14 protein-coding genes, 1 tRNA gene and 1 pseudogene are annotated in these 19,097 nt (G+C 69.3%); 8 read left to right on the top strand and 8 right to left on the bottom strand.

Features of this window, described 5'->3' with window-relative positions; all coding sequences use genetic code 11:
• Nucleotides 1–61 precede the first annotated feature (61 nt).
• On the top strand, nt 62–772 hold the full coding sequence (locus PGN23_RS08000) for a GntR family transcriptional regulator (RefSeq protein WP_335302364.1): 711 nt from the start codon (nt 62–64) through the stop codon (nt 770–772).
• Between the two features lie 175 nt (nt 773–947).
• Here the strand turns inward: PGN23_RS08000 and PGN23_RS07995 are convergent, their stop codons facing one another.
• The 5 genes from PGN23_RS07995 to PGN23_RS07975 form a co-directional block, all read right to left on the bottom strand.
• Nucleotides 948–3,956 carry a TonB-dependent receptor gene (locus PGN23_RS07995; RefSeq protein WP_335302363.1) on the bottom strand — a complete coding sequence of 1,003 codons (3,009 nt, stop codon included), beginning with the start codon at nt 3,954–3,956 and terminating at the stop codon, nt 948–950.
• Nucleotides 3,957–4,128: 172 nt separating this feature from the next.
• Entirely contained in the window at nt 4,129–4,935 is an 807-nt protein-coding gene (iolB, locus tag PGN23_RS07990) for a 5-deoxy-glucuronate isomerase (RefSeq protein ID WP_335302362.1), read from the bottom strand.
• A complete protein-coding gene (gene iolE / locus PGN23_RS07985; RefSeq protein ID WP_335302361.1) occupies nt 4,932–5,831 on the bottom strand; it encodes a myo-inosose-2 dehydratase in 900 nt (299 codons plus the stop codon). Before iolE ends, iolB begins: the two co-directional genes overlap by 4 nt.
• Entirely contained in the window at nt 5,828–7,684 is a 1,857-nt protein-coding gene (iolD, locus tag PGN23_RS07980) for a 3D-(3,5/4)-trihydroxycyclohexane-1,2-dione acylhydrolase (decyclizing) (RefSeq protein ID WP_335302360.1), read from the bottom strand. Before iolD ends, iolE begins: the two co-directional genes overlap by 4 nt.
• On the bottom strand, nt 7,681–9,615 hold the full coding sequence (locus PGN23_RS07975; RefSeq protein ID WP_335302359.1) for a bifunctional 5-dehydro-2-deoxygluconokinase/5-dehydro-2-deoxyphosphogluconate aldolase: 1,935 nt from the start codon (nt 9,613–9,615) through the stop codon (nt 7,681–7,683). The genes iolD and PGN23_RS07975 overlap by 4 nt, the downstream gene beginning before the upstream one ends.
• A 187-nt stretch (nt 9,616–9,802) precedes the next feature.
• Between PGN23_RS07975 and PGN23_RS07970 the strand changes: the two genes are divergently transcribed.
• The 7 genes from PGN23_RS07970 to PGN23_RS07940 all read left to right on the top strand — a co-directional run bounded on the left by PGN23_RS07970 (nt 9,803) and on the right by PGN23_RS07940 (nt 17,750).
• Entirely contained in the window at nt 9,803–10,636 is an 834-nt protein-coding gene (locus PGN23_RS07970; protein ID WP_335302358.1) for a MurR/RpiR family transcriptional regulator, read from the top strand.
• A complete protein-coding gene (locus tag PGN23_RS07965; protein ID WP_335302357.1) occupies nt 10,633–11,667 on the top strand; it encodes a LacI family DNA-binding transcriptional regulator in 1,035 nt (344 codons plus the stop codon). Before PGN23_RS07970 ends, PGN23_RS07965 begins: the two co-directional genes overlap by 4 nt.
• A gap of 159 nt (nt 11,668–11,826) precedes the next feature.
• Nucleotides 11,827–12,666 (top strand): TIM barrel protein, encoded by an 840-nt coding sequence (locus tag PGN23_RS07960; RefSeq protein WP_335302356.1) that lies wholly within the window; start codon nt 11,827–11,829, stop codon nt 12,664–12,666.
• A 127-nt stretch (nt 12,667–12,793) separates the two neighbouring features.
• Entirely contained in the window at nt 12,794–14,212 is a 1,419-nt protein-coding gene (locus tag PGN23_RS07955) for a sugar porter family MFS transporter (RefSeq protein WP_335302355.1), read from the top strand.
• A gap of 27 nt (nt 14,213–14,239) precedes the next feature.
• Complete coding sequence (locus PGN23_RS07950) at nt 14,240–15,772, top strand: CoA-acylating methylmalonate-semialdehyde dehydrogenase (RefSeq protein WP_335302354.1); 1,533 nt, start codon at nt 14,240–14,242, stop codon at nt 15,770–15,772.
• A gap of 20 nt (nt 15,773–15,792) precedes the next feature.
• The gene (locus PGN23_RS07945) at nt 15,793–16,707 is read left to right on the top strand and encodes a sugar phosphate isomerase/epimerase family protein (protein WP_335302353.1); all 915 of its coding nucleotides are present in this window, start codon (nt 15,793–15,795) and stop codon (nt 16,705–16,707) included.
• 38 nt (nt 16,708–16,745) lie between these two features.
• Nucleotides 16,746–17,750 carry a Gfo/Idh/MocA family oxidoreductase gene (locus PGN23_RS07940; protein ID WP_335302352.1) on the top strand — a complete coding sequence of 335 codons (1,005 nt, stop codon included), beginning with the start codon at nt 16,746–16,748 and terminating at the stop codon, nt 17,748–17,750.
• 185 nt (nt 17,751–17,935) lie between these two features.
• On the opposite strand, the pseudogene PGN23_RS07935 reads toward PGN23_RS07940, so the two are convergent.
• From PGN23_RS07935 to PGN23_RS07925, 3 genes and pseudogenes are all read right to left on the bottom strand, one after another.
• Nucleotides 17,936–18,248, bottom strand: a pseudogene (locus tag PGN23_RS07935) (IS5/IS1182 family transposase); the annotation flags it as partial.
• Between the two features lie 351 nt (nt 18,249–18,599).
• Nucleotides 18,600–18,675, bottom strand: a tRNA-Ala gene (locus PGN23_RS07930).
• An 83-nt stretch (nt 18,676–18,758) separates the two neighbouring features.
• Complete coding sequence (locus PGN23_RS07925; protein ID WP_335302351.1) at nt 18,759–19,079, bottom strand: FYDLN acid domain-containing protein; 321 nt, start codon at nt 19,077–19,079, stop codon at nt 18,759–18,761.
• Nucleotides 19,080–19,097 lie beyond the last annotated feature (18 nt).

Genomic DNA, 19,097 nt, shown 5'->3' with positions numbered 1-19,097 from the left:
GGCGTCCGCCGGTGTGCGATCCGCCAAAAGGCAGCAGCATCGGGAACTTGTCCTGCCGACCATGACGAAGAACGAAAACAGGGGAACGGCCGAGAGGACACCGTTCGAGCAGGTCCGTCGCGGCATCCTTCGCGCGCTCTACGAGGGACGCTACGTACCCGGGCAGCGGCTGGCCGCGCCCGACCTGATGCGCGACTTCGACGTCGGACGCGGCACCGTCCGCGAGGTGTTGCAGCGCCTCGCCTCGACCGGCGTCGTCACCATCGCGGCGAACCGCGGCGCGCAGGTTCGCCGGCTCACGCGCGACGAGGTCAGCGGCATCCTCGACGTGGTGGAGGTCCTGCTGGGCCTCGCCGCGCGGGGGGCCTGCGGGGCGATGCGGGACGCCGATGTGCGGGAGGGTCTGGAACGACGCTATTCGGTCATGTCCTGCTGTGCGCCGGCGACCGAGTTCCATCGGTTCGTCGAAGCGCGCGAGGATTTCTATCGCTACCTCGTCGCGTCACCCGGCAATGCCGAATTGCAGCGTGTCTTTCCCGCGATCCAGGTCCAGATCATGCGCGTGCAGCTTCGCGCGTTCGATCGTGCCGCCGACTCGACCGACCTGTCCGACTATGTCGACCTCTTCGCGGCGATCCTGTCCGACGATCCGTCCCGCGCCGAGAGCGCCGGTCGCGCGCACGTCCGAAGGACGCTCGACCGCGTCCTCTCGCTACCCGACCGCGCCTTCGAGCCGGGCGGCGGCGCGCTCGTGGAGCGCCCCCTGCGATGATCGGACACGCCGCCTGGTGAATGGCGAAGGTGATCCGCCGGACGGGCGGAGCGGCCCAGGGTTCCAGCGATGCGAAGCATCGCCGGAACGGCGGCGTAGGGTCTTTCCATCGTTGGAAGAAGGTGAACGGCGAGCTCGACGTTGGCGAGCTGCGCCGTTTCGCGAGACAATCTCCTCAGAATCGCGCGCGGACGCCGAACTGATAGCGCGGGCCGGTATTGCGGTAGGTGATGAACTGGTTCTCGTACCGCCCGTACTTGCGGATCTTCTCGTTAAAGACGTTCACCCCGCCGACGAAGAAGGTCATCGCCGCGCCGCCGATCTCGGTGTTGTAGTTGATGCGGAAGTCGACCTGCTGGAACGGCGCGACGAAGATCGGCTCCACCGCCGCCTTGGGGTTGACCAGCGTCTCGAGGAAGCTGCCGCGCCGGCTGTACGACACGCGCGCATCGAGCGTGCCGTTGTCGAAGAACACCGCCGCATTCTGCGTGTTGCCGAGGCCCGGCAGCGCGAAAATCGTGTTGATGTTGTCCCCCGTCGAGATGCCCGCGTTCGAGCTGACGAAGTTCGCGTTGCCGCTGACGCCGAAGAAGCGCAGCGGACCGGGCAGGAAGTCGAAGGTAAGCTGCCCGCCGACCTCCACGCCCTTCACGGTCGCCTGCTCGGCATTGACGGGGCGCGAGACGAGGAAGTTGACCGTGCCCGCCGCCGCGTTGATCGCGGGATCGCCTGTCGTCACGCGGATGCCGTTCGGGACGGTGATCGTCTCCACGCTGTTGGTGGTGACGATGAAGTCCTCGACGTTCTTCCAATAGGCCGCGACGGTCAGGAAGCTGAGGGTGTTGAAATAATATTCGAACGAAGCGTCGAGGTTGGTCGAGGTGAAGGGGCGCAGCGCCGTATTGCCGCCCGAGGCGGTGAGCGAGCCGGGCCGCAGGTCGTTGAACGCGAAGCGCGGCGCGAGGTCGCTGAGCTGCGGCCGTGCGAAGGTCTGCGACGCGGCGAGCCGGACGATGATCTCCTTGCTCGGCAGGATCTTCAGATTGAAGTTGGGCAGCAGCTTGTAATAGGTGTTCGACCGGGTGACGAGCGCCGCGGCGCCCAGCGTCGGGTCGTACTGGCTGGGCGTCGTCTGGTTGAGTGCCAGCAGGGTCGACGAGCTGCCCGTCGCCTCGGTCCGCGTCCGCACCAGCCGGGCGCCGGTGTCGATGCCCCAGTCGACCGCCCCGATCGTGCCGGCGATGCTGACGTTGGCGTAACCCGAGAACGAGGTTTCGGTGACGCCGAAGCTGGCCGGCTGGCGGACACCGACATAGCCACCCTCGGTCGTGCGCAGCCGCTCCCACTGCGCCGCCGACGTGCCGGGCGGCAGCCCCTTGGCGACGTCGCGCGCCGCCAGCGCCTCCGGGCTCGACTGATAGGCGATCAGTTGATCGAGGTCGAAGGTGAAGAAGCGGCGCTGGATCCCCGAGGGCAGCCCGGACAGCGTGTCCGACAGGTCGATCGGCGTCAGCAGCGCGTTCGGCGCATCCTGGAAGAAGCCGCAGAACTGGCAGAAGGCGGCGAAGTTGGGCTGGATGAAGTCGACCCGCTTGCGATCGCGGGTATAGTTGACCCCGAAGCTGAAGGTCTTGAAGAAGCCGCCGTCCGACGGGCTGTAGCTGTTGTCGAAGCTCGCCGAATAGACGCCGTTGTCGGTATTGGCGCCGCCGGTCCCGTCACCCGTCTGGTTGCCGTATTGCGCGACGTGGAGACGATAGGCGTCGACGTTGGTGATCGCCGAGGTCAGCGCCGGGGTGAAGGTCGTGACGGGGAAGCCGCTCGTCATGTCGAAGGTGTAGCGCTGCCCCCCGGCGATCTGGCTGCTGAGGAAGCCCAGCACCGCCTGCCCGGTATTGCGGCGGCTGGCGGGATCGGCGCGCGAGTTGGAATAGGCGAAGTCGAGCGTGCTGCGGAATTCCGGTGTCACCTGCCAGTCGGCGTTCAGGCCGATCAGCTTGGTCTCGGTCGGCCGCCCTTCCAGCCGGACCAGCGCGCCGATCTCGCTGTTCACCGTCTCGCGCAGCACGGTGCCGTTCCGGTCCAGCGTGATGTCGGTGATGTCGTTGGCGCCGACGCCGATATAGGTGTTGAGCAGCGTCGCCTTCGAATCCACGCTGAACTTGTTGTAGAAGCCGTCCGCGGTCAGCCGCAGCGTGTCGGTCGCCTGCCATTGCAGCACGCCCTGGATGTTGAGGCGCTCGCGCTCCTGCTCGCGGATGCCGTTGGCGGTCTCGCGCGGGCGGAAGATCGTCGAGACGTTGCCCGGATTGGCGACGATCGCGCTGGCGTTCACGCCCTGTCCGATGATCGTCGGCAGCCAGCCGTTCTGGTCGAGGAATTCCTCGCGCGAGCGCCGCTTCTGGTAGCTGACCGAGAGCAGCGCGCCGAAGCGGTCGTCGTCGGTGGTGTCGGAGACGAGGCCGAACAGCTCGGGCGTCACCTTGCCCGAATTGACGTCGTACAGTCCCTGCGCGTTCGCGATCAGGCGGAAACCCTTGAGGTCCAGCGGCCGCGCGGTCTTGAGGTTGACGGTGGCGCCGATGCCGCCCGCGGGCAGGTGCGATACGCCCGACTTGTAGACCTCCGCCCCCGCGATCAGATCCGCTGGATAGAGATCGAAGCTGAAGGCGCGACCGTCGGTTTCCGACGCCACCTGGCGCCCGTTGACGAGCACCTGGTTGAAGGTGGGGCCGAAACCGCGGACGGTGACGAACTGTCCCTCGCCGCCGTTGCGGTCGATCGCGATGCCGGGAATGCGCTGCAACGATTCGGCGATATTCGTGTCGGGAAACTTGCCCAGGTCTTCGGACGAGATCGCGTCGACGACGCCCGGCGCCTCGCGCTTGATCTCGACCGCACGCTGAAGGCTGGCGCGGGTGCCGGTGACGACGATGTCGGCGCCCTGCCCGTCGTCGGGGCTGGCGATCGGCGGGGTGCTGGTGCCCGCGGGCTTGGGACCGGACTGGACCGGATCGACCGGGGGGGTGGGCTCGGGGGTGACCGGCGCGCCCTGCGCCGGCACGGTCTGCGCCGCCGGGGCGGGATCGGTCGCGACCTGACCGCTTGCGGGCGTGGCCGCCGCGGTGGTGGCAAGCAGCATCGCAGCGCCGGCATACAGGCGCGCGCGGGTGGTGGTTCGCATTGATCCCTCTCCTGAACCGTTGTTCGGAAGGCCGGGGTTCCTTCCCCGGTCCCTCCTGTGCGTTCTTCCCTGCCGGCCGATCGGATTCTCGATGCACCGGACAGGGGGATTATGAAACCTTCATTCTACGAGTCAAGCTTTATAGAAGATATATTCCGTCAGAGGCGCAGTTCTATTTCTGCGCCTCCACGATCCAGGCGTGCGCCGGATCGTTGGCGAAGATCCACTTGCGGCGCGGGCCGGCCATCACGTTGAGGTAGAACAGCTCGTAGCCATGCGCCGCGCCGACCGGGTGGTAGCCGCGCGGCACCAGCACGCAGTCGCCGTCGCGCACCGTGATGGTCTCGTCGAGATCGAGGTCGTCGGTATAGACCCGCTGCACCGCATAGCCCTGCGGCGGGTCGAGCCGGTGGTAATAGGTTTCCTCCAGTAGCGTCTCCTGCGGCGGCGCGTCGCGGTCGTGCTTGTGCGGCGGATAGCTCGACCAATTGCCGCCCGGCGTGACGACCTCCACCACCAGCAGGCTGTGCGCGGGCGCGTCGTCGGGCAGGATGTTGCGCACGTAGCGGGTGTTGGTCCCCTGCCCGCGCGTCTCCTGGCCGACGTCCTCCGGCGCGATCAGCCGCGGCGGCAGGTCGCCACCGCCGGGGGCGGAGCACACCGCAAGCTCCAGCGGCGTCTCCGCCACGATCGTCCAGCCCGTGCCGCCGGGCACGTAGACCGAATGGCCCGCGCCCTCGAACACCGACGATCGGCCCCCGATCGCGGCGAAGCGATGGTCGCCCGCCGTGACGGTAGCGCGGCCGGTGAGGAGGACGAGACAATGCTCGCGCCCGTCGCCGCCGCCCGACAGGGTCGCTCCCGCGGCGAGGCGATGGACCGCGAAACCGATATAGGTCCACCCCGCCGACTGCGGCGTCACCTCCAGCAACCGGCCGGCCTCGTCGGGCGCGTGCGGGCGGACCAGCAGGTCGCTCATCGCGCGACCTCCAGCGTCGCGGCGTCGGCGGTCGCGCGGAGGTGGTCGAGCCCGATCTGGCCGTAGCGCCGCGGGTCGGCGCGGGCGGGATCCTGTTCCGCCTCGACGATCACCCAGCCCGCGTAACCGATGTCGGTCAGCGCCGCGAACACGGGCGCGAAGTCGATCGCGCCGTCGCCGGGCACCGTGAACATCCCGTCGAGGACGCCGTCCAGGAAGCTGCGGTCGCGCTGACGCGTCGTCGCCATCACGTCCGCGCGCACGTCCTTGCAATGGACGTGGGAGACGCGTCCCGGATGATCGCGGATCAGCGCGGGCACGTCGAGCCCGCCGTAATAACCGTGTCCGGTATCGACCGTCAGGCCCGCGTTCGCGCCGGTTTCGGCGATGAAGCGGTCGACGTCCGCCTGCGTCTCGACCACCGTGCCGATGTGATGGTGGTAGGCGAAGCGCAGGCCGCGCGCCGCGACGTAATCGGCGACGGCGGTAATGCCGCGCCCGAACCGCGCCCAGCCCGCATCGTCGAGCACCGGCCGGGTGCTGAGCGGCACGCCGCGCGTCGAATGGATGGTGTTGCTGCATTCGGCGAAGACGAACACGCCGCAGCCCATCGCCTCCAGCAGCGCGAGATGCTCCTGCATCGCCTCGATCTGCGCGTCCGGCGACAAGGTGAGCAGCTCGCCCGAGAACCAGCCGCCGACGAGATCGAGCCCGTAGGAGCGCAACAGGGGCGACAGGATCGCGGGATCGCGCGGGAACTTGCCGCCGAGCTCGACGCCGGAAAAACCGATCTCCGACGCGTCGCCCAGCAGTTTCTCCAGCGGGGTGTCGCCGCCCAGATGCGGCATGTCGTCGTTGATCCAGGCGATGGGGCTGACCCCGAACCTCACGCTCATCCGTCGATCCTCTGCTTTGCGACTTGCTGTTCGTAGGCGGCGCGGGCGGCGCGAACCGCCTCGCGATCCGAGACTTCGGGCACGACGACGTCCCACCAGTGACCGCCGAGGTTCGTCTCCTCGTACGGGTCGACGTCGACGACGATCACGGTCGATCGGTCGGCGCGGCGCGCGCGCGCAAGCGCATCCTCCAGCGCCGCCATGTCGTCTGCCTTCTCCGCGAGCGCCCCCAGGCTGCGGGCGTGCGCGACATAGTCGAACTGCGGCGCGACGACCTGCACGCTGTCGCGGAACATATTGTTGAAATCGGCGCCGCCCGCGCTGCGTTGCAGGCGGTTGATGCAGCTATAGCCCTCGCTGTCGAACAGGACGACGATGATGCGATATCCCATCATCACCGAGGTCGCGAGTTCGGAGTTGAGCATCAGGTAGCTGCCGTCGCCGACCATCACGAACACCTCGCGCGAGGGGTCCGCCATCTTGGCGCCGAAGCCGCCCGCGACCTCGTAGCCCATGCAGCTATAGCCATATTCCATGTGATAGCCGCCCGGCCGCTCGCTTCGCCACAATTTGTGGAGCTCGGCGGGCAGCGTGCCGGCGGCGCAGACCGCGATGCTGTCGGCGTCGGCGGCACGGTCGACCGCGCCGACCACGTCGGCATATTGGAAGGGCGCGGTGGGGGTGGCGTTCATCACCGCCTGAACCTTGGCGCGCCAGTCGTCGGCGAGGTCGCGCGCGCGGGTCGTCCAGTCGCCCGGCGCACGGTGTCCGGCTAGCGCGTCGGCGAGGCGGTCGATGACGATCCCGGCATCGCCGACGACCGGGACGGCGCCATGCTTGTGCGCGTCGAAGGGCTGCACGTTGACCTGCACCAGACGTCGGTCCGGGGCCGCGAAGACGGTGCGCGAGCCCGTCGTGAAATCCTGCAGCCGGGTGCCCAGGCCGATCACCACGTCCGCCTCGGCCGCCAGCGCGTTCGCCGCGGTCGAGCCGGTGACCCCGATCGACCCGGCGTTGAGCGGATCGCGCCACGACAGCGCGCCCTTGCCGCCGTGCGTCTCCACGACCGGGATGCCGGTTTCGGCGACCAGCGCGCGCAGCGCCTCGGCGGCACGGGCGTAGAGCACGCCCCCGCCCGAGACGATCAGCGGGCGCCGCGCGCCCCGGATCGCGTCCGCCAGCCCTGCGAACTCCGCCGCGTCGGGCTCGGGGCGGCGGATTCGCCACACCCGCTTCTCGAAGAAGGCGAGCGGATAGTCGTAGGATTCGGCCTGCACGTCCTGGCACAGCGCCAGCGTCACCGGGCCGCATCCCGCGGGATCGGTGAAGGTCGCCATGGTCCGCGGCAGCGCGCTGATGATCTGTTCGGGACGAGTGATGCGGTCGAAGTAGCGCGACACCGGGCGGAAGCAGTCGGTGACGCTGGTCGTGCCGTCGCCGAAATCCTCGATCTGCTGGAGCACCGGGTCGGGCCGGCGATTGGCGAACACGTCGCTCGGCAGCAGCAGCACCGGCAGCCGGTTGACGTGCGCCAGCGCCGCGGCGGTCACGAGGTTGGTCGCGCCCGGGCCGATCGACGTGCTGCACACCATCGCGCCGGTGCGGAACCGCGCCTTGGCATAGGCGATCGCGGCGTGCGCCATCCCCTGTTCGTTGTGCGCGCGCCACGTCGGCAGCCGGTCCTTCACCGCGTGCAGCGCTTCGCCCATCCCGGCGACGTTGCCGTGGCCGAAGATCGCCCAGACGCCCGCGAAATAGGGCCGCTCCTCGCCGTCGACCTCGATATGCTGCGCCATCAGATAGCGCAGCAGCGCCTGCGACATCGTCAGCCGCACGGTTCCGCCGCCGCTCATGCCGCCACCGCCGGCGCCGCGACCTTGCCGCGGGCTTCCTTCCACGCCGCGACCAGCCGCGCGAAATTGTCGTGGAGCAGGCGGATCGCGCCCTCGTCGTCGATCTCGCCCGCCATCCAGGCGCGCGTCGGCTCGGCGAAGATGGTGCGCCCGACCGCGAAGCCGCGGATGGTGGGCACCGACGCGGCGACGCCGAAGCTTTCGATCAGTTCCGCCTCGGGCGCCGACAGGCCGAGGAGGACGATGCCGTGGCACAGGGGGTCGTTATCGGTCACCGCGCGCTCGATCGCTTCCCAGGCGGCGGGGTCGGCGCTCGGCTCCAGCTTCCACCAGTCGGGCTTGATGCCGATCGCGTAGATGCGGCGGATCACGCTCGCCACCGTGTCGCTGCCTACGGGCCCGTTCTTGCCCGCGATGATCTCCAGCAGGAACTCGTGCCCCGTCTCGCGGCAGGCGCTGGCGAGGCGCAGCAACTGGCGCTCCTGCCGCTCGCGCAGTTCGGGCGGGTCGTCGGGGTGGTAGAAGCACAGGCACTTCACGACGTGATCGACCGGCCATTGCCGCAACTCGCTGGCGACGTCGATATCGGTGTCGAAGTCGAGCGGGCGCGACCCGGGCAGCTCGATCGGGCGGCCGATCCACAGCCCCCTTCCCGCCGCCGCCGCCAGCGCGTCGGCGCCGTAGCGCCCGTCCGCCAGGATGCCGAGGCCGGGCTCGCTCGCCGCCAGCCGCTCCACCGCGGCGAGCGCCAGCGACTTGATCGCGGGGATGCGCGCGCGGTCGGCGCCTGCCTCGTCCGCGATCTGTTCGATCTGCGAACGGTGGTCGATCGCCAGCACCATGACGTCGCCGGTGCGCGGTCGCCGCGTCTCGGCCCAGTGCAGGTGCTCCAGTTCCGCCTCCTTGCGCAGCACGCGGCCGCCCGCCTTGCCCGCCATCAGCCAGTCGAGCTCGTCGCGCGTGGGGCTGGCCGGCGCGCAGCCGTGCCGCGACACGACAATCGCCCCCGCGGCATTGCCCATCCGGCAGCATTGCTCCAGCGGCGCGTCGGCGAGCCAGCCGGCCAGGAACCCGCTCATGAAGGCGTCGCCCGCGCCCAGGACGTTGAACACCTCGATCGGGAAGCCTTCGCCGCCGACACCGCGGTCGAGGTCGTCGGGGATGTCGCCGGCGAAGACGACGCAGCCGCGCTCGCCGCGCTTCAGCACCAGTTGCGCCGCCCCGAGCGCGCGGACCGCGCGCAGCGCGGCGACGGTATCCTCGCTGCCGCCCAGGATGTGGAATTCCTCCTCCGTGCCGACGATCAGGTCGCAATCAGGCACGATCCGCTGGAGCGAGGCGGTGACCGCGGCATCGGCGACGAAGCGGTTCTCGCCCAGGTCGGGCCGGGTCAGCCCCCACAGGACCGGGCGATAGTCGATGTCGAGGATCACCCGCCCGCCGTTCGCGCGCACGATGTCGACCGCCTTGCGACTGGCGTCGAACAGCGCCGGGCGCGACAAATGCGTGCCGGTGACGAGCAGTGCGCGCGCGCTGCCGATGAAGGCGGGATCGATCTCGTCGGCAGTCAGCGCCGCGTCGGCGCAATTCTCGCGGTAGAAGATCAGCGGGAAGCGTTCGCGGTCGCGGATGCCCAGCACCACCAGCGACGTGAGCCGCGTCGGATCCCGCACGATCCCCTGCGTCGCCACCCCTTCGCGCTCGAGCTGCTCGACGATGAAGCGGCCCATATGGTCCTCGCCGACGCGCGTCACGATACCGCTGCGCAGGCCGAGCCGCGCCGTACCGACGGCGATGTTGGTGGGACAGCCCCCGACATACTTGCGGAAGCTGAGCATATCCTCCAGCCGCCCGCCCACCTGTTCGCCGTAGAGGTCCACCGAGGATCGGCCGAGCGTGATGAGGTCGAGCGTATGGGAGGGGCTGGACACGACGAACGATCCTCATCCTGGTGCGATACGCCGGTTCGATCCGGCTCGCTGTGGTTGCGCCATGGTTAGGCCAGGACCGGAGGCGTTTGCAACAGAAATTCCATTACACCGCAAAATGGAACGGGGTGGCACGGCGATCTTGCCCGCCGATGGCGACCTGCTATCCTCCCGTTCCGAGGGAGAGTGTATGCCCGCATCCGACGCCGAATCCCTGAAACAGGAGATCATCCGGCGCTTTCCGACGTTGAGCAAAAGGCTGCAGCAAGTCGCCAGCCATGCGATCGACCATCCCGGCGACTTCGCGGTTGAGACGCTCGCCACCATCGCGGAGCGCAGCGGCGTGCAGCCGTCGACGATCGTGCGCTTCGCCAAGACCTTCGGGTTCGACGGCGCGAGCACGATGCAGCGGCTGTTCCGCGACCAGCTCGTCGATTCGCGCCCCGCGCTCGGCTATCGCCAGCGGATCCAGCGCGGGGAGCCGGCATGGGACGGGATGCGGCCGATCCTGACGCCGCAGCTCCTGGGCGAGTTCATCGACAATTCCGTCGCCTCCCTTCAGGCGCTGGCGGACGAGGGCTCGATCGCCTTCATCGACGCGACGATCGCGGCACTGCGCGAGGTCGACACGGTCTACGTCTTGGGCTTTCGCCGCTCCTTCCCGATCGCATCCTATTTCGGCTACGCACTCAGCAAGGCCGGAAAGCGTGTTGCGATGATCGATGGTCTGGGCGGAATGCAGCGCGAGCAACTCGCGGGCGCGGGGCCGCGCGACCTCGTCATCGCCACGAGCTTCACGCCCTATGCCGACGAGACGGTGGAATTGTGCACCCTGGCGGCGGAGGCGGGCGCGGCGCTCCACGTCATCACCGACAGCGCGCTGAGCCCGGTGGCGCGCGTGGCGCGGCACGCGGCGGTAGTGACCGAATCGGAGGTGCGCGGATTCCGCTCGCTGCCCGCGACGCTCTGCCTCGCCCAGACGATCGTCGTCGGCTACCTCTATGCGACCGAGCGCCCCGGGTGACCCGGACGCGGCCGACGATCGCCGACGTCGCGCGGCGCGCCGGGGTCGGCCGGGCCACCGTCGACCGGGTGCTCAACGCCCGCGTGCCGGTGCGTAGCGAGACCGCGGACCGGGTCCTGCGCGCCGCGCGCGAGATCGGCTATCACGCCAGCCACCTGATCGGGCTGCGCGTCGCGCCCGAGCTGCCGCGCCGCCGGCTGGGCTTCCTGCTGCAGAAGCCGGCGCAGTCCTTCTACATCGGCCTCGGCCAGGCGCTGGAGCGCGCGGCGTGCGCGAGCGAGGCGGTGCGCGGCGTCGCGCGCCTGCGCTACCTCGATCGCGCCACCCCGGCGGAGACCGCGGCGGCGATCGCGCAGCTTGCTTCGGAGGTCGACGCGCTCGCCGTCGTCGCGATCGACCATCCCACGGTCGCCGCCGCGATCCACGCCGCGCCGGTGCCGGTGTTCACCCTTCTGTCCGAGGCCGCGGACGGCGCCCGGGCGGGCTATCTGGGCGTCGACAATCACCGCGCCGGGCGGGTCGCCGCATGGCTCGTCGGGCGCACCGCGCCGCGTGCGGGCAAGGTCGCGCTGTTCGTGGGCAGCCACCGCTATCGCGGGCACGAGCAGCGCGAGGCCGGCTTCCGCGCCTGGTTCGGCGAGCACGGGCACGGCTTCACCCTGCTCGACACGGTCGCCAACCTGGACGACCCCGCGCTGGCGCACGAAGCGACCCTCGACCTGCTGAAGCAGCATCCCGATCTGGTCGGGATCACGGTCGCGGGGGGCGGGATGGAGGGCGTCGTCGCTGCCCTGCGCGACGAGACCGCGCCCGGCCGCCTCGCCGTCGTCTGCAACGAGGCGACCCCGGACAGCCGCGCCGCGCTGGCCGAGGGCGTGCTGACCGCGGTGATCGCCACCCCGGTCGAGCGGCTGGCGCAGGCCGCGGTCGCGGCGATGGTCGCCGCCACCACCGACGGTGCGCTCCCGCCCGCCTCCGCGACCGCCGACGTGCTCCTCCCGGTCGAGATCGTCATCGCCGAACACCTCTGATGCGATTGCATCATCGTGCGTGCGCGTTTTGCATCATGCGCGATGCGAAGCGCAGGGGCGGCCCGTTGACGCCCCCCGCCCTCCCGCCCGAGCATCGGGACCGGATCGGATCGGTGCCGCGAACGGCGCAGGCGGTCGATCCCACAGGAGAGGGTCTTCATGGCATCGCGTCCACAGCTACGTTTTTCCGTCAACCACATCACCGTCCCCAAGGAGGATCTCGCCGGGCTGGCCGCACTGACCCGCGACCTGGGCTTCGAGGACGTGGAGATCCGCAACGACGTCGCCGGCCAGCCGCTGGCCGACGGCACGCCCGGCATCGACGCGCGCGTGACGCTCGACGCAGGCGGGGTCGCCGCGCTGACGGTCAACGCACTCCAGCGCTTCAACGAGTGGAACGACGAGCGCGCCGCGCAGGCTGAGGCGATCGCCGCCGAGACCGCCGCGAGCGGCGCGCCGGCACTGGTGCTGTGCCCGGTCAACGAGGACGGCTGGCGCAGCGGCGACGGCGAGCGGGCGTCCAGCCTGCGCGAGGCGCTGACGGGGCTGAAGCCGATCCTCGACCGGCACGGCCTCCAGGGCTTCGTCGAGCCGCTCGGCTTCCCGATCTCCTCGCTGCGCTACAAGCGCGACGCGGTCGAGGCGATCGACGCGGTGGGCGGGGCGGACACGTTCCTGATCCTGCACGACACCTTCCACCACGCGATCGCGCAGGACCCCGACCTCTTTCCCGATCGCACCGGGCTGATACACGTATCCGGCGTCTCGTCGGGCGAGAACCTGGCGTTCGACGATATGCTCGACGCGCACCGCATCCTGGTCGACGAGGACGATGCGCTGGACAGCGTCGGCCAGATCGCCGCGCTGATCGACGGCGGCTATTCCGGCGCGATCTCGTTCGAATGCTTCGCCACCAGCGTCCACGACGATCCGGCGGTCGCCGACGCCATCGCCCGGTCCGCCGCCTTCATCGTCAACTCGGTCGGTACGGCGTCTTGAAACGTACGTTCCATAATGTAAGAACGTAGAACAAGACGGGCGCGGGACCGCGAATCGGTACCCCCGCCCGTCCGCCGCCGCCCGATCCGCCGACAGAGCGGACGGCCCGCCTGGAGAGGAGAAGCGCGTGTTGAGTGCCATCGGCAATTCGCAGCCACCGTCCGCCGCCGGTCACGCCGGCCTCGCCGTTCCCCACCGACGGCTCGGCAACATCGCGCTGATCGCCACTTTTGGCGGGCTGCTGTTCGGCTACGACACCGGGGTCATCAACGGCGCGCTGATCTTCCTCAGCCACGACCTCGGTCTCGGGCCGGGCATGGAGGGGGTGGTGACCAGCTCGCTGCTGTTCGGCGCCGCGCTCGGCGCGCTCGCCATCGGCCGGTTGTCCGACCGCTACGGCCGGCGGGCGACGATCATCCTCCTCGCCGGCCTGTTCTTCCTCGGCTCCCTGTCCTGCGCCCTCGCGGGCGGGGCGACGACGCTGACCGTGTTCCGCTTCCTCCTCGGCATTGCGGTAGGTGGCGCATCGGTGGTCGTGCCCACCTATCTGGCGGAGATCGCCCCGGCCGACGCGCGCGGCGCCATCGTGACCCGCAACGAGCTGATGATCGTCGGCGGCCAGTTGCTCGCCTTCGTCGTCAACGCGGTGATCGGGAGCGTCTGGGGCCATGTCGACGGCATCTGGCGCTGGATGTTGGGCATCGCCGTGCTGCCCGCAGTGGTACTGGGTTTCGGGATGCTGCGGATGCCCGATTCGCCGCGCTGGCTGATGATGCGCGGGCGGCGCGACGAGGCGCTGGAGGTGCTGGCGAGCGTGCGCGAACCGCACGAGGCGCAGGCCGAGCTTCAGGAGATCGCCGCGCTCGCTCACCACGGCGAGGCGGGCGGCAGCGGCCGGCACCATCTCGCGACCCCCTGGGTGCGACGCACCTTCCTGGTCGGGATCGGGATCGCGGTGGTGCAGCAGATCACCGGCGTCAATTCGATCATGTACTACAGCACCCACATCCTCGCGCAGTCGGGGCTGGACGATCGCGCGGCGCTGGTCGCCAACATCCTGAACGGCGCGATCTCGGTCGCCGCCACCGTACTGGGCATCTGGCTGCTCGGCCGGATCGGGCGTCGCCGGATGCTCGTCACCGGCCTCGTCGGCACGACCTGCTCGCTCCTGTTCATCGGCGTCGTCGCGATGCTCGTGGGCGCCTCGGTGCCGCTCGCGCTGCTGGTGCTCGCGGGGATGGTGATCTTCCTCACCTTTCAGCAGGGGATGATCTCGCCCGTCACCTGGGTGCTGCTGGCGGAGCTGTTTCCCCTGCGCATCCGAGGGTTCGCGATGGGCGCGACGGTGTTCGTGCTGTGGATCGTCAACTTCCTCATCGCGCTCGTCTTCCCCACCGCGATCGCGCGGCTGGGCGTGTCGGGCACGTTCCTGGGCTTCGTCGTGCTGGGCATCGCCGCGATCGTCTTCGTCGCACGCTGCGTGCCCGAGACGAGCGGACGCACGCTCGAGGACATCGAGCGTGAGCTCGAACGCGCCCACGGCTGACCTCAGAGATATTACGAAAGGACCCTCATGCGCCTTGTCGAGCATTTCATCGGATCGGGCAGCGCCGGCGGCGGCGAACGCCGCGGCGACGTCTACGATCCCTCCAGCGGACGCATCCAGGCGCAGGTCGTGCTCGGCACCGCCGCGGTGCTGGAGCAAGCGGTCGCCGCCGCCCGCGCCGCGCAGCCGCGCTGGGCGGCCACCAATCCGCAGCGCCGCGCGCGCGTGCTGTTCCGCTTCAAGGAGCTGATCGAGCGCGAGATGGAGCCGCTCGCCCGGCTGATCGCGTCCGAGCACGGCAAGGTCGTCGCCGATGCGAAGGGCGACATCCAGCGCGGGCTGGAGGTGATCGAGTTCTGCTGCGGCATCCCCCATGTCCTGAAGGGCGAGTACACCGAGGGTGCGGGGCCGGGCATCGACGTCTATTCCATGCGCCAGCCGATCGGGATCGGGGCAGGCATCACCCCGTTCAACTTCCCCGCGATGATCCCGATGTGGATGTGCGGCCCCGCGCTTGCGACCGGCAACGCCTTCATCCTCAAGCCCTCGGAGCGCGACCCCAGCGTCCCCGTGCGCCTCGCCGAGCTGTTCCTGGAGGCGGGCCTGCCCGAGGGCGTGTTCCAGGTGGTGCATGGCGACAAGGAGATGGTCGACGCGATCCTCGACCATCCCGCGATCAACGCGGTCAGCTTCGTCGGCTCGTCCGACATCGCGCAATATGTCTATTCCCGCGGTGTCGCGGCCGGCAAGCGCGTCCAGGCGATGGGGGGCGCGAAGAACCACGGCATCGTCATGCCCGACGCCGACATGGACCAGGTCGTCCGCGACCTGTGCGGCGGCGCGTTCGGTTCGGCGGGCGAGCGGTGCATGGCGCTGCCGGTCGCGGTGCCGGTCGGCGAGGAGACCGCCGAGCGGCTGCGCGAGGCGCTGATCCCCGCGATCCGGGCGCTGCGCGTCGGCGTCTCGACCGATCCCGATGCGCATTACGGCCCGGTGGTCAACGCCGCGCACAAGAGCCGCGTCGAGAACTGGATCCAGACCGCCGTCGACGAAGGCGCGGAGCTGGTCGTCGACGGTCGCGGGCTGACGCTGCAGGGGCATGAGGACGGCTTCTTCGTCGGCCCGACCCTGCTCGACCGCGTCACTACCGACATGACGTCGTATCGCGAGGAGATCTTCGGCCCCGTCCTCCAGATCGTGCGCGCGCCCGATTTCGAGACGGCGCTGCGGCTGCCCAGCGAGCACCAGTACGGCAACGGCGTCGCGCTGTTCACGCGCAACGGCCATGCCGCGCGCGAGTTCGCGCAGCGCGTCAACGTCGGCATGGTGGGCATCAACGTGCCGATCCCGGTGCCGGTCGCCTACCACAGCTTCGGCGGGTGGAAGCGCTCCGGCTTCGGCGACCACAACCAGCACGGCGTCGAGGGCGTCCGTTTCTGGACCCGCGTCAAGACGGTGACGCAGCGCTGGCCCGACGGCGCCGCCGACCTACCGCGCGGCAGCGAGGACGGCGGCCCGTCGCGCCTCGCCGACGCCTTCGTCATCCCGACCATGAACTGACCGGCAAGGCATTCCGTCCCATGAAGATCGCACTCGATCCCTACATGCACCGCCACCTGCCGCTGGAGCAATTGCCCCGGCTGGCGGCCGATCTCGGCTACGAATATCTCGAACTGTCGCCGCGCGCCGATTTCCTCGACTGGTGGGTGCGCCCGCGCGTCTTCCCGGAGCGGATCGCCGGGTTCAAGCGCGCGCTCGCCGATCACGGCGTCAAGATCGCCTCGCTGCTGCCGATGTATCGCTGGGCGAGCCCGCACGAGGAGGAGCGCCTCGCGGCGGTCGAGAACTGGAAGCGCGCGATCCAGGTCGCGGTCGAGATGGGCGTCGACACGATGAACTCCGAGTTCGGCCGCGGCCCGCATCCCGAGCGCGGAAGCTGCTCGAGCTGCTGCATGGGCGGCGCGACGACCGAATCGAGCGAGACCGCCTGGTGGCGGTCGATCGAGGAGCTGGTCCCGATCCTGGAACGCGAGGGGATCCAGCTCAACGTCGAGCCGCACCCAGACGACTTCGTCGAGACGCTCTATCCCGCGGTCGACATGATCCGTGCGGTCGGCTCCGACAACGTGCGCTTCCTCTACTGCGCGCCGCACACCTTCTATTTCGGCGACGATGTCGCGGACATGATCCGCTACGCCGCGCCGGTGCTGGCGCACGTGCATGTCGCCGACACGTTCAACCACAAGGCGTCGTCGGGGCTGCGCTACATCGTCAATCCGCCCGGATCGACCGCGCGCGTCCACCAGCACCTGGACATCGGCCAGGGCGAGGTGCCCTGGGACGCCTTCTTCGGCACGCTCGCCGACGTCGGTTTCGACGGCATCATGACCGCCTGCGTCTTCGCCTGGGAAGAGCGCGCGGACGACAGCGGCCGCTTCATGCGCCGCGAGATGCAGCGCTACGTCGACCGATTCCGCACCGCCCCCGCGGCCTGACTCCCCTCCCCTTCTCTTTACAGACAGGACCTTTCGATATGACCGTCAAAGTGGGTGTCATCGGCACCGGCATGATCGGCCTCGACCATATCCGCCGGCTGACCGAGGTGCTGGCCGGCGCGCGCGTCGTGGCGGTGAGCGACATCAACCCCGAGCGCGTGGCGGCGGTGGTCGAGCGCATCCCGGGCGCGCGTGCCTATCCGACCGGCGAGGCGTTGATCGACGCGGCGGACGTCGACGCCATCCTGATCGCCTCCTGGGGCCCGACGCACGAGGCGTACCTGCTCCACGCGATCAAGGCGGGGAAGCCGGTGTTCTGCGAAAAGCCGCTGGCGACGACGCAGGAGGCATGCCTGCGCGTGATCGACGCCGAGGTCGCGCACGGCAAGCGGCTGGTGCAGGTCGGCTTCATGCGCCGCTTCGATCATGCCTATCGCGTGCTCAAGGACACGGTGACGAGCGGCGCGATCGGTGCCCCGCTCCTCTACCACGCCGCGCACCGCAACCCCTCGGTTCCCGACACCTACACCAGCGACATGGCGATCATCGACACGCTGGTCCACGACATCGACGTTGCCCGCTGGCTGTTCGACGAGGAGGTGACCGGCATCGCCATCCGCGCGCCGCGCGCCAACAGCAAGGGCGGTATCCTGCGCGATCCGATCTTCGCGCTGATGGACATGGCCGGCGGCGCGCTGGTGACCGTCGAGGTGTCGGTCAACATCGACTATGCCTATGACATCCGCGGCGAGATGTCGGGCGAGAGCGGCACGGTGGAACTGGCCGAGAGCAACGCGGTCGTCGTCAAGAGCAAGGGCGTCGCCGCCGGCCGCGTGCCCGCCGACTGGCGCGAGCGGTTCATCACCGCCTATGACGAGGAGTTCCGCGCCTGGCTCGCCGCGGCGGCGCAGGGGACCGCCACGGGTCCGAGCGCGTGGGACGGCTATGCGGCGCAGGCGGTCTGCGATGCCGGCGTGCGTGCCGCGGCCTCGGGCGAGATCGAGCCGGTCCGCCTGCGCGAGCGGCCCGGACTATACCAATAGTCGGACGCCCTGATCCATCAGGTAAAGATCAGGAGATGTCATCAACGGAGAAAGCCGAAGCGCTGGCCCCAATCGCCGTCACCACGACATCGTCGATGAGCGCGTACCATTCGGGCCACGCTTGCGGTACGTCTCAGCAGAAGCGACCTTATCCCGGCGATCAGGGTCGGGACCCGTCGATCACCGACGATGGCCGCGAGGGTAACGGCAGAGGAGAAGGCCGTGGGGCAGCGATCGCAGCGGGTGGCGACGCGCCGCCAAACCTTGCGGCGGCCGAACATGATCTCGATGCGGCTGCGACGTCGGTAGCGGGGCTTGTCATACGTGATCGGCTCGTTGCGTGATCGCCGGCCCGGGATGCATGGCTGGATGCCCTTTGACCGGGGAGCGTCCATGGGCAGGTCGTCCGGCAGCGCGGCCGCTCCGGTGTCATCGCCGCCCTGCCCGGGCCGCCTTGAAGAAGCCCGAGGGGCGGCCGTTCGCATCGGCGACGGCATGGCACCCGCCGGGCTGGCCAAGCGCCCCGCCATGGGCATGAAAACACCGAAGCTGACTTACCTATCCGCGGCCTGAAAATGGGGCGCAGGCCATAGCTACCGATCTGCGCAGCCGTAAGCAGCCGGATGAAGTCAACGAGCGCTGACAAAGCGACCGCAATGTAGAGGCTGCGCTTACAAGAGCCAATCCGCCGGCCGCGCGCCCACGCCGGGGCGACACCACATTGCGTAGAGCTGAACGTTACGAGAATATATCGCCGCTGCGATCCGCGCCCGACTCGCCAGGCGGAACATCGTACCACACCCCGGCAGGTGATCTGGACACGTATCCAGATAAGTTGGACACTTGAAATGGTGGAGCCGAGGGGGATCGAACCCCTGACCTTCGCAATGCCATTGCGACGCTCTCCCAGCTGAGCTACGGCCCCACTTCCGTCCGGGAGGCAGCCCACTAGCGGGCTGCCGCTGGAATGGCAAGCGGCGGGATCGCCGCCTGCCAAAATTTTTCACGTCAGTTGTTGTCGTCGTCGTCCGTCGGGGCCTCGACGCCCAGATCGTCGTCGCCGCCCAGGTCGACCTCGTCGTCGGCCGAGGGCTCCTCGTCCTCACCCGTGTCGATATCCTCGTCGTCGCCGGCCAGATCGGAATCCGCCTCCTGCTTGTCGGGCTTCGCCTGCTCGAACGGCAGCGGCTGCTTGGACTTCAGGATCGGCTCCGGCTCCCATGCATAACCGCAGTTGATGCAGGTGACGGGATCGTCCTTCTGGAGGTCGTAGAAACGCGTCGCGCATTTCGGGCACGTACGCTTCGTGCCCCATTCCGGCTGGATCATGCCGTGAAAAGCCTTTCG

The sequence above is a fragment of the Sphingomonas adhaesiva genome (genome assembly GCF_036946125.1).
Classification (GTDB): domain Bacteria; phylum Pseudomonadota; class Alphaproteobacteria; order Sphingomonadales; family Sphingomonadaceae; genus Sphingomonas; species Sphingomonas adhaesiva_A.
Note: the sequence above shows the minus strand (reverse complement) of the source record. Positions and strands in the feature narration are given on the sequence as shown.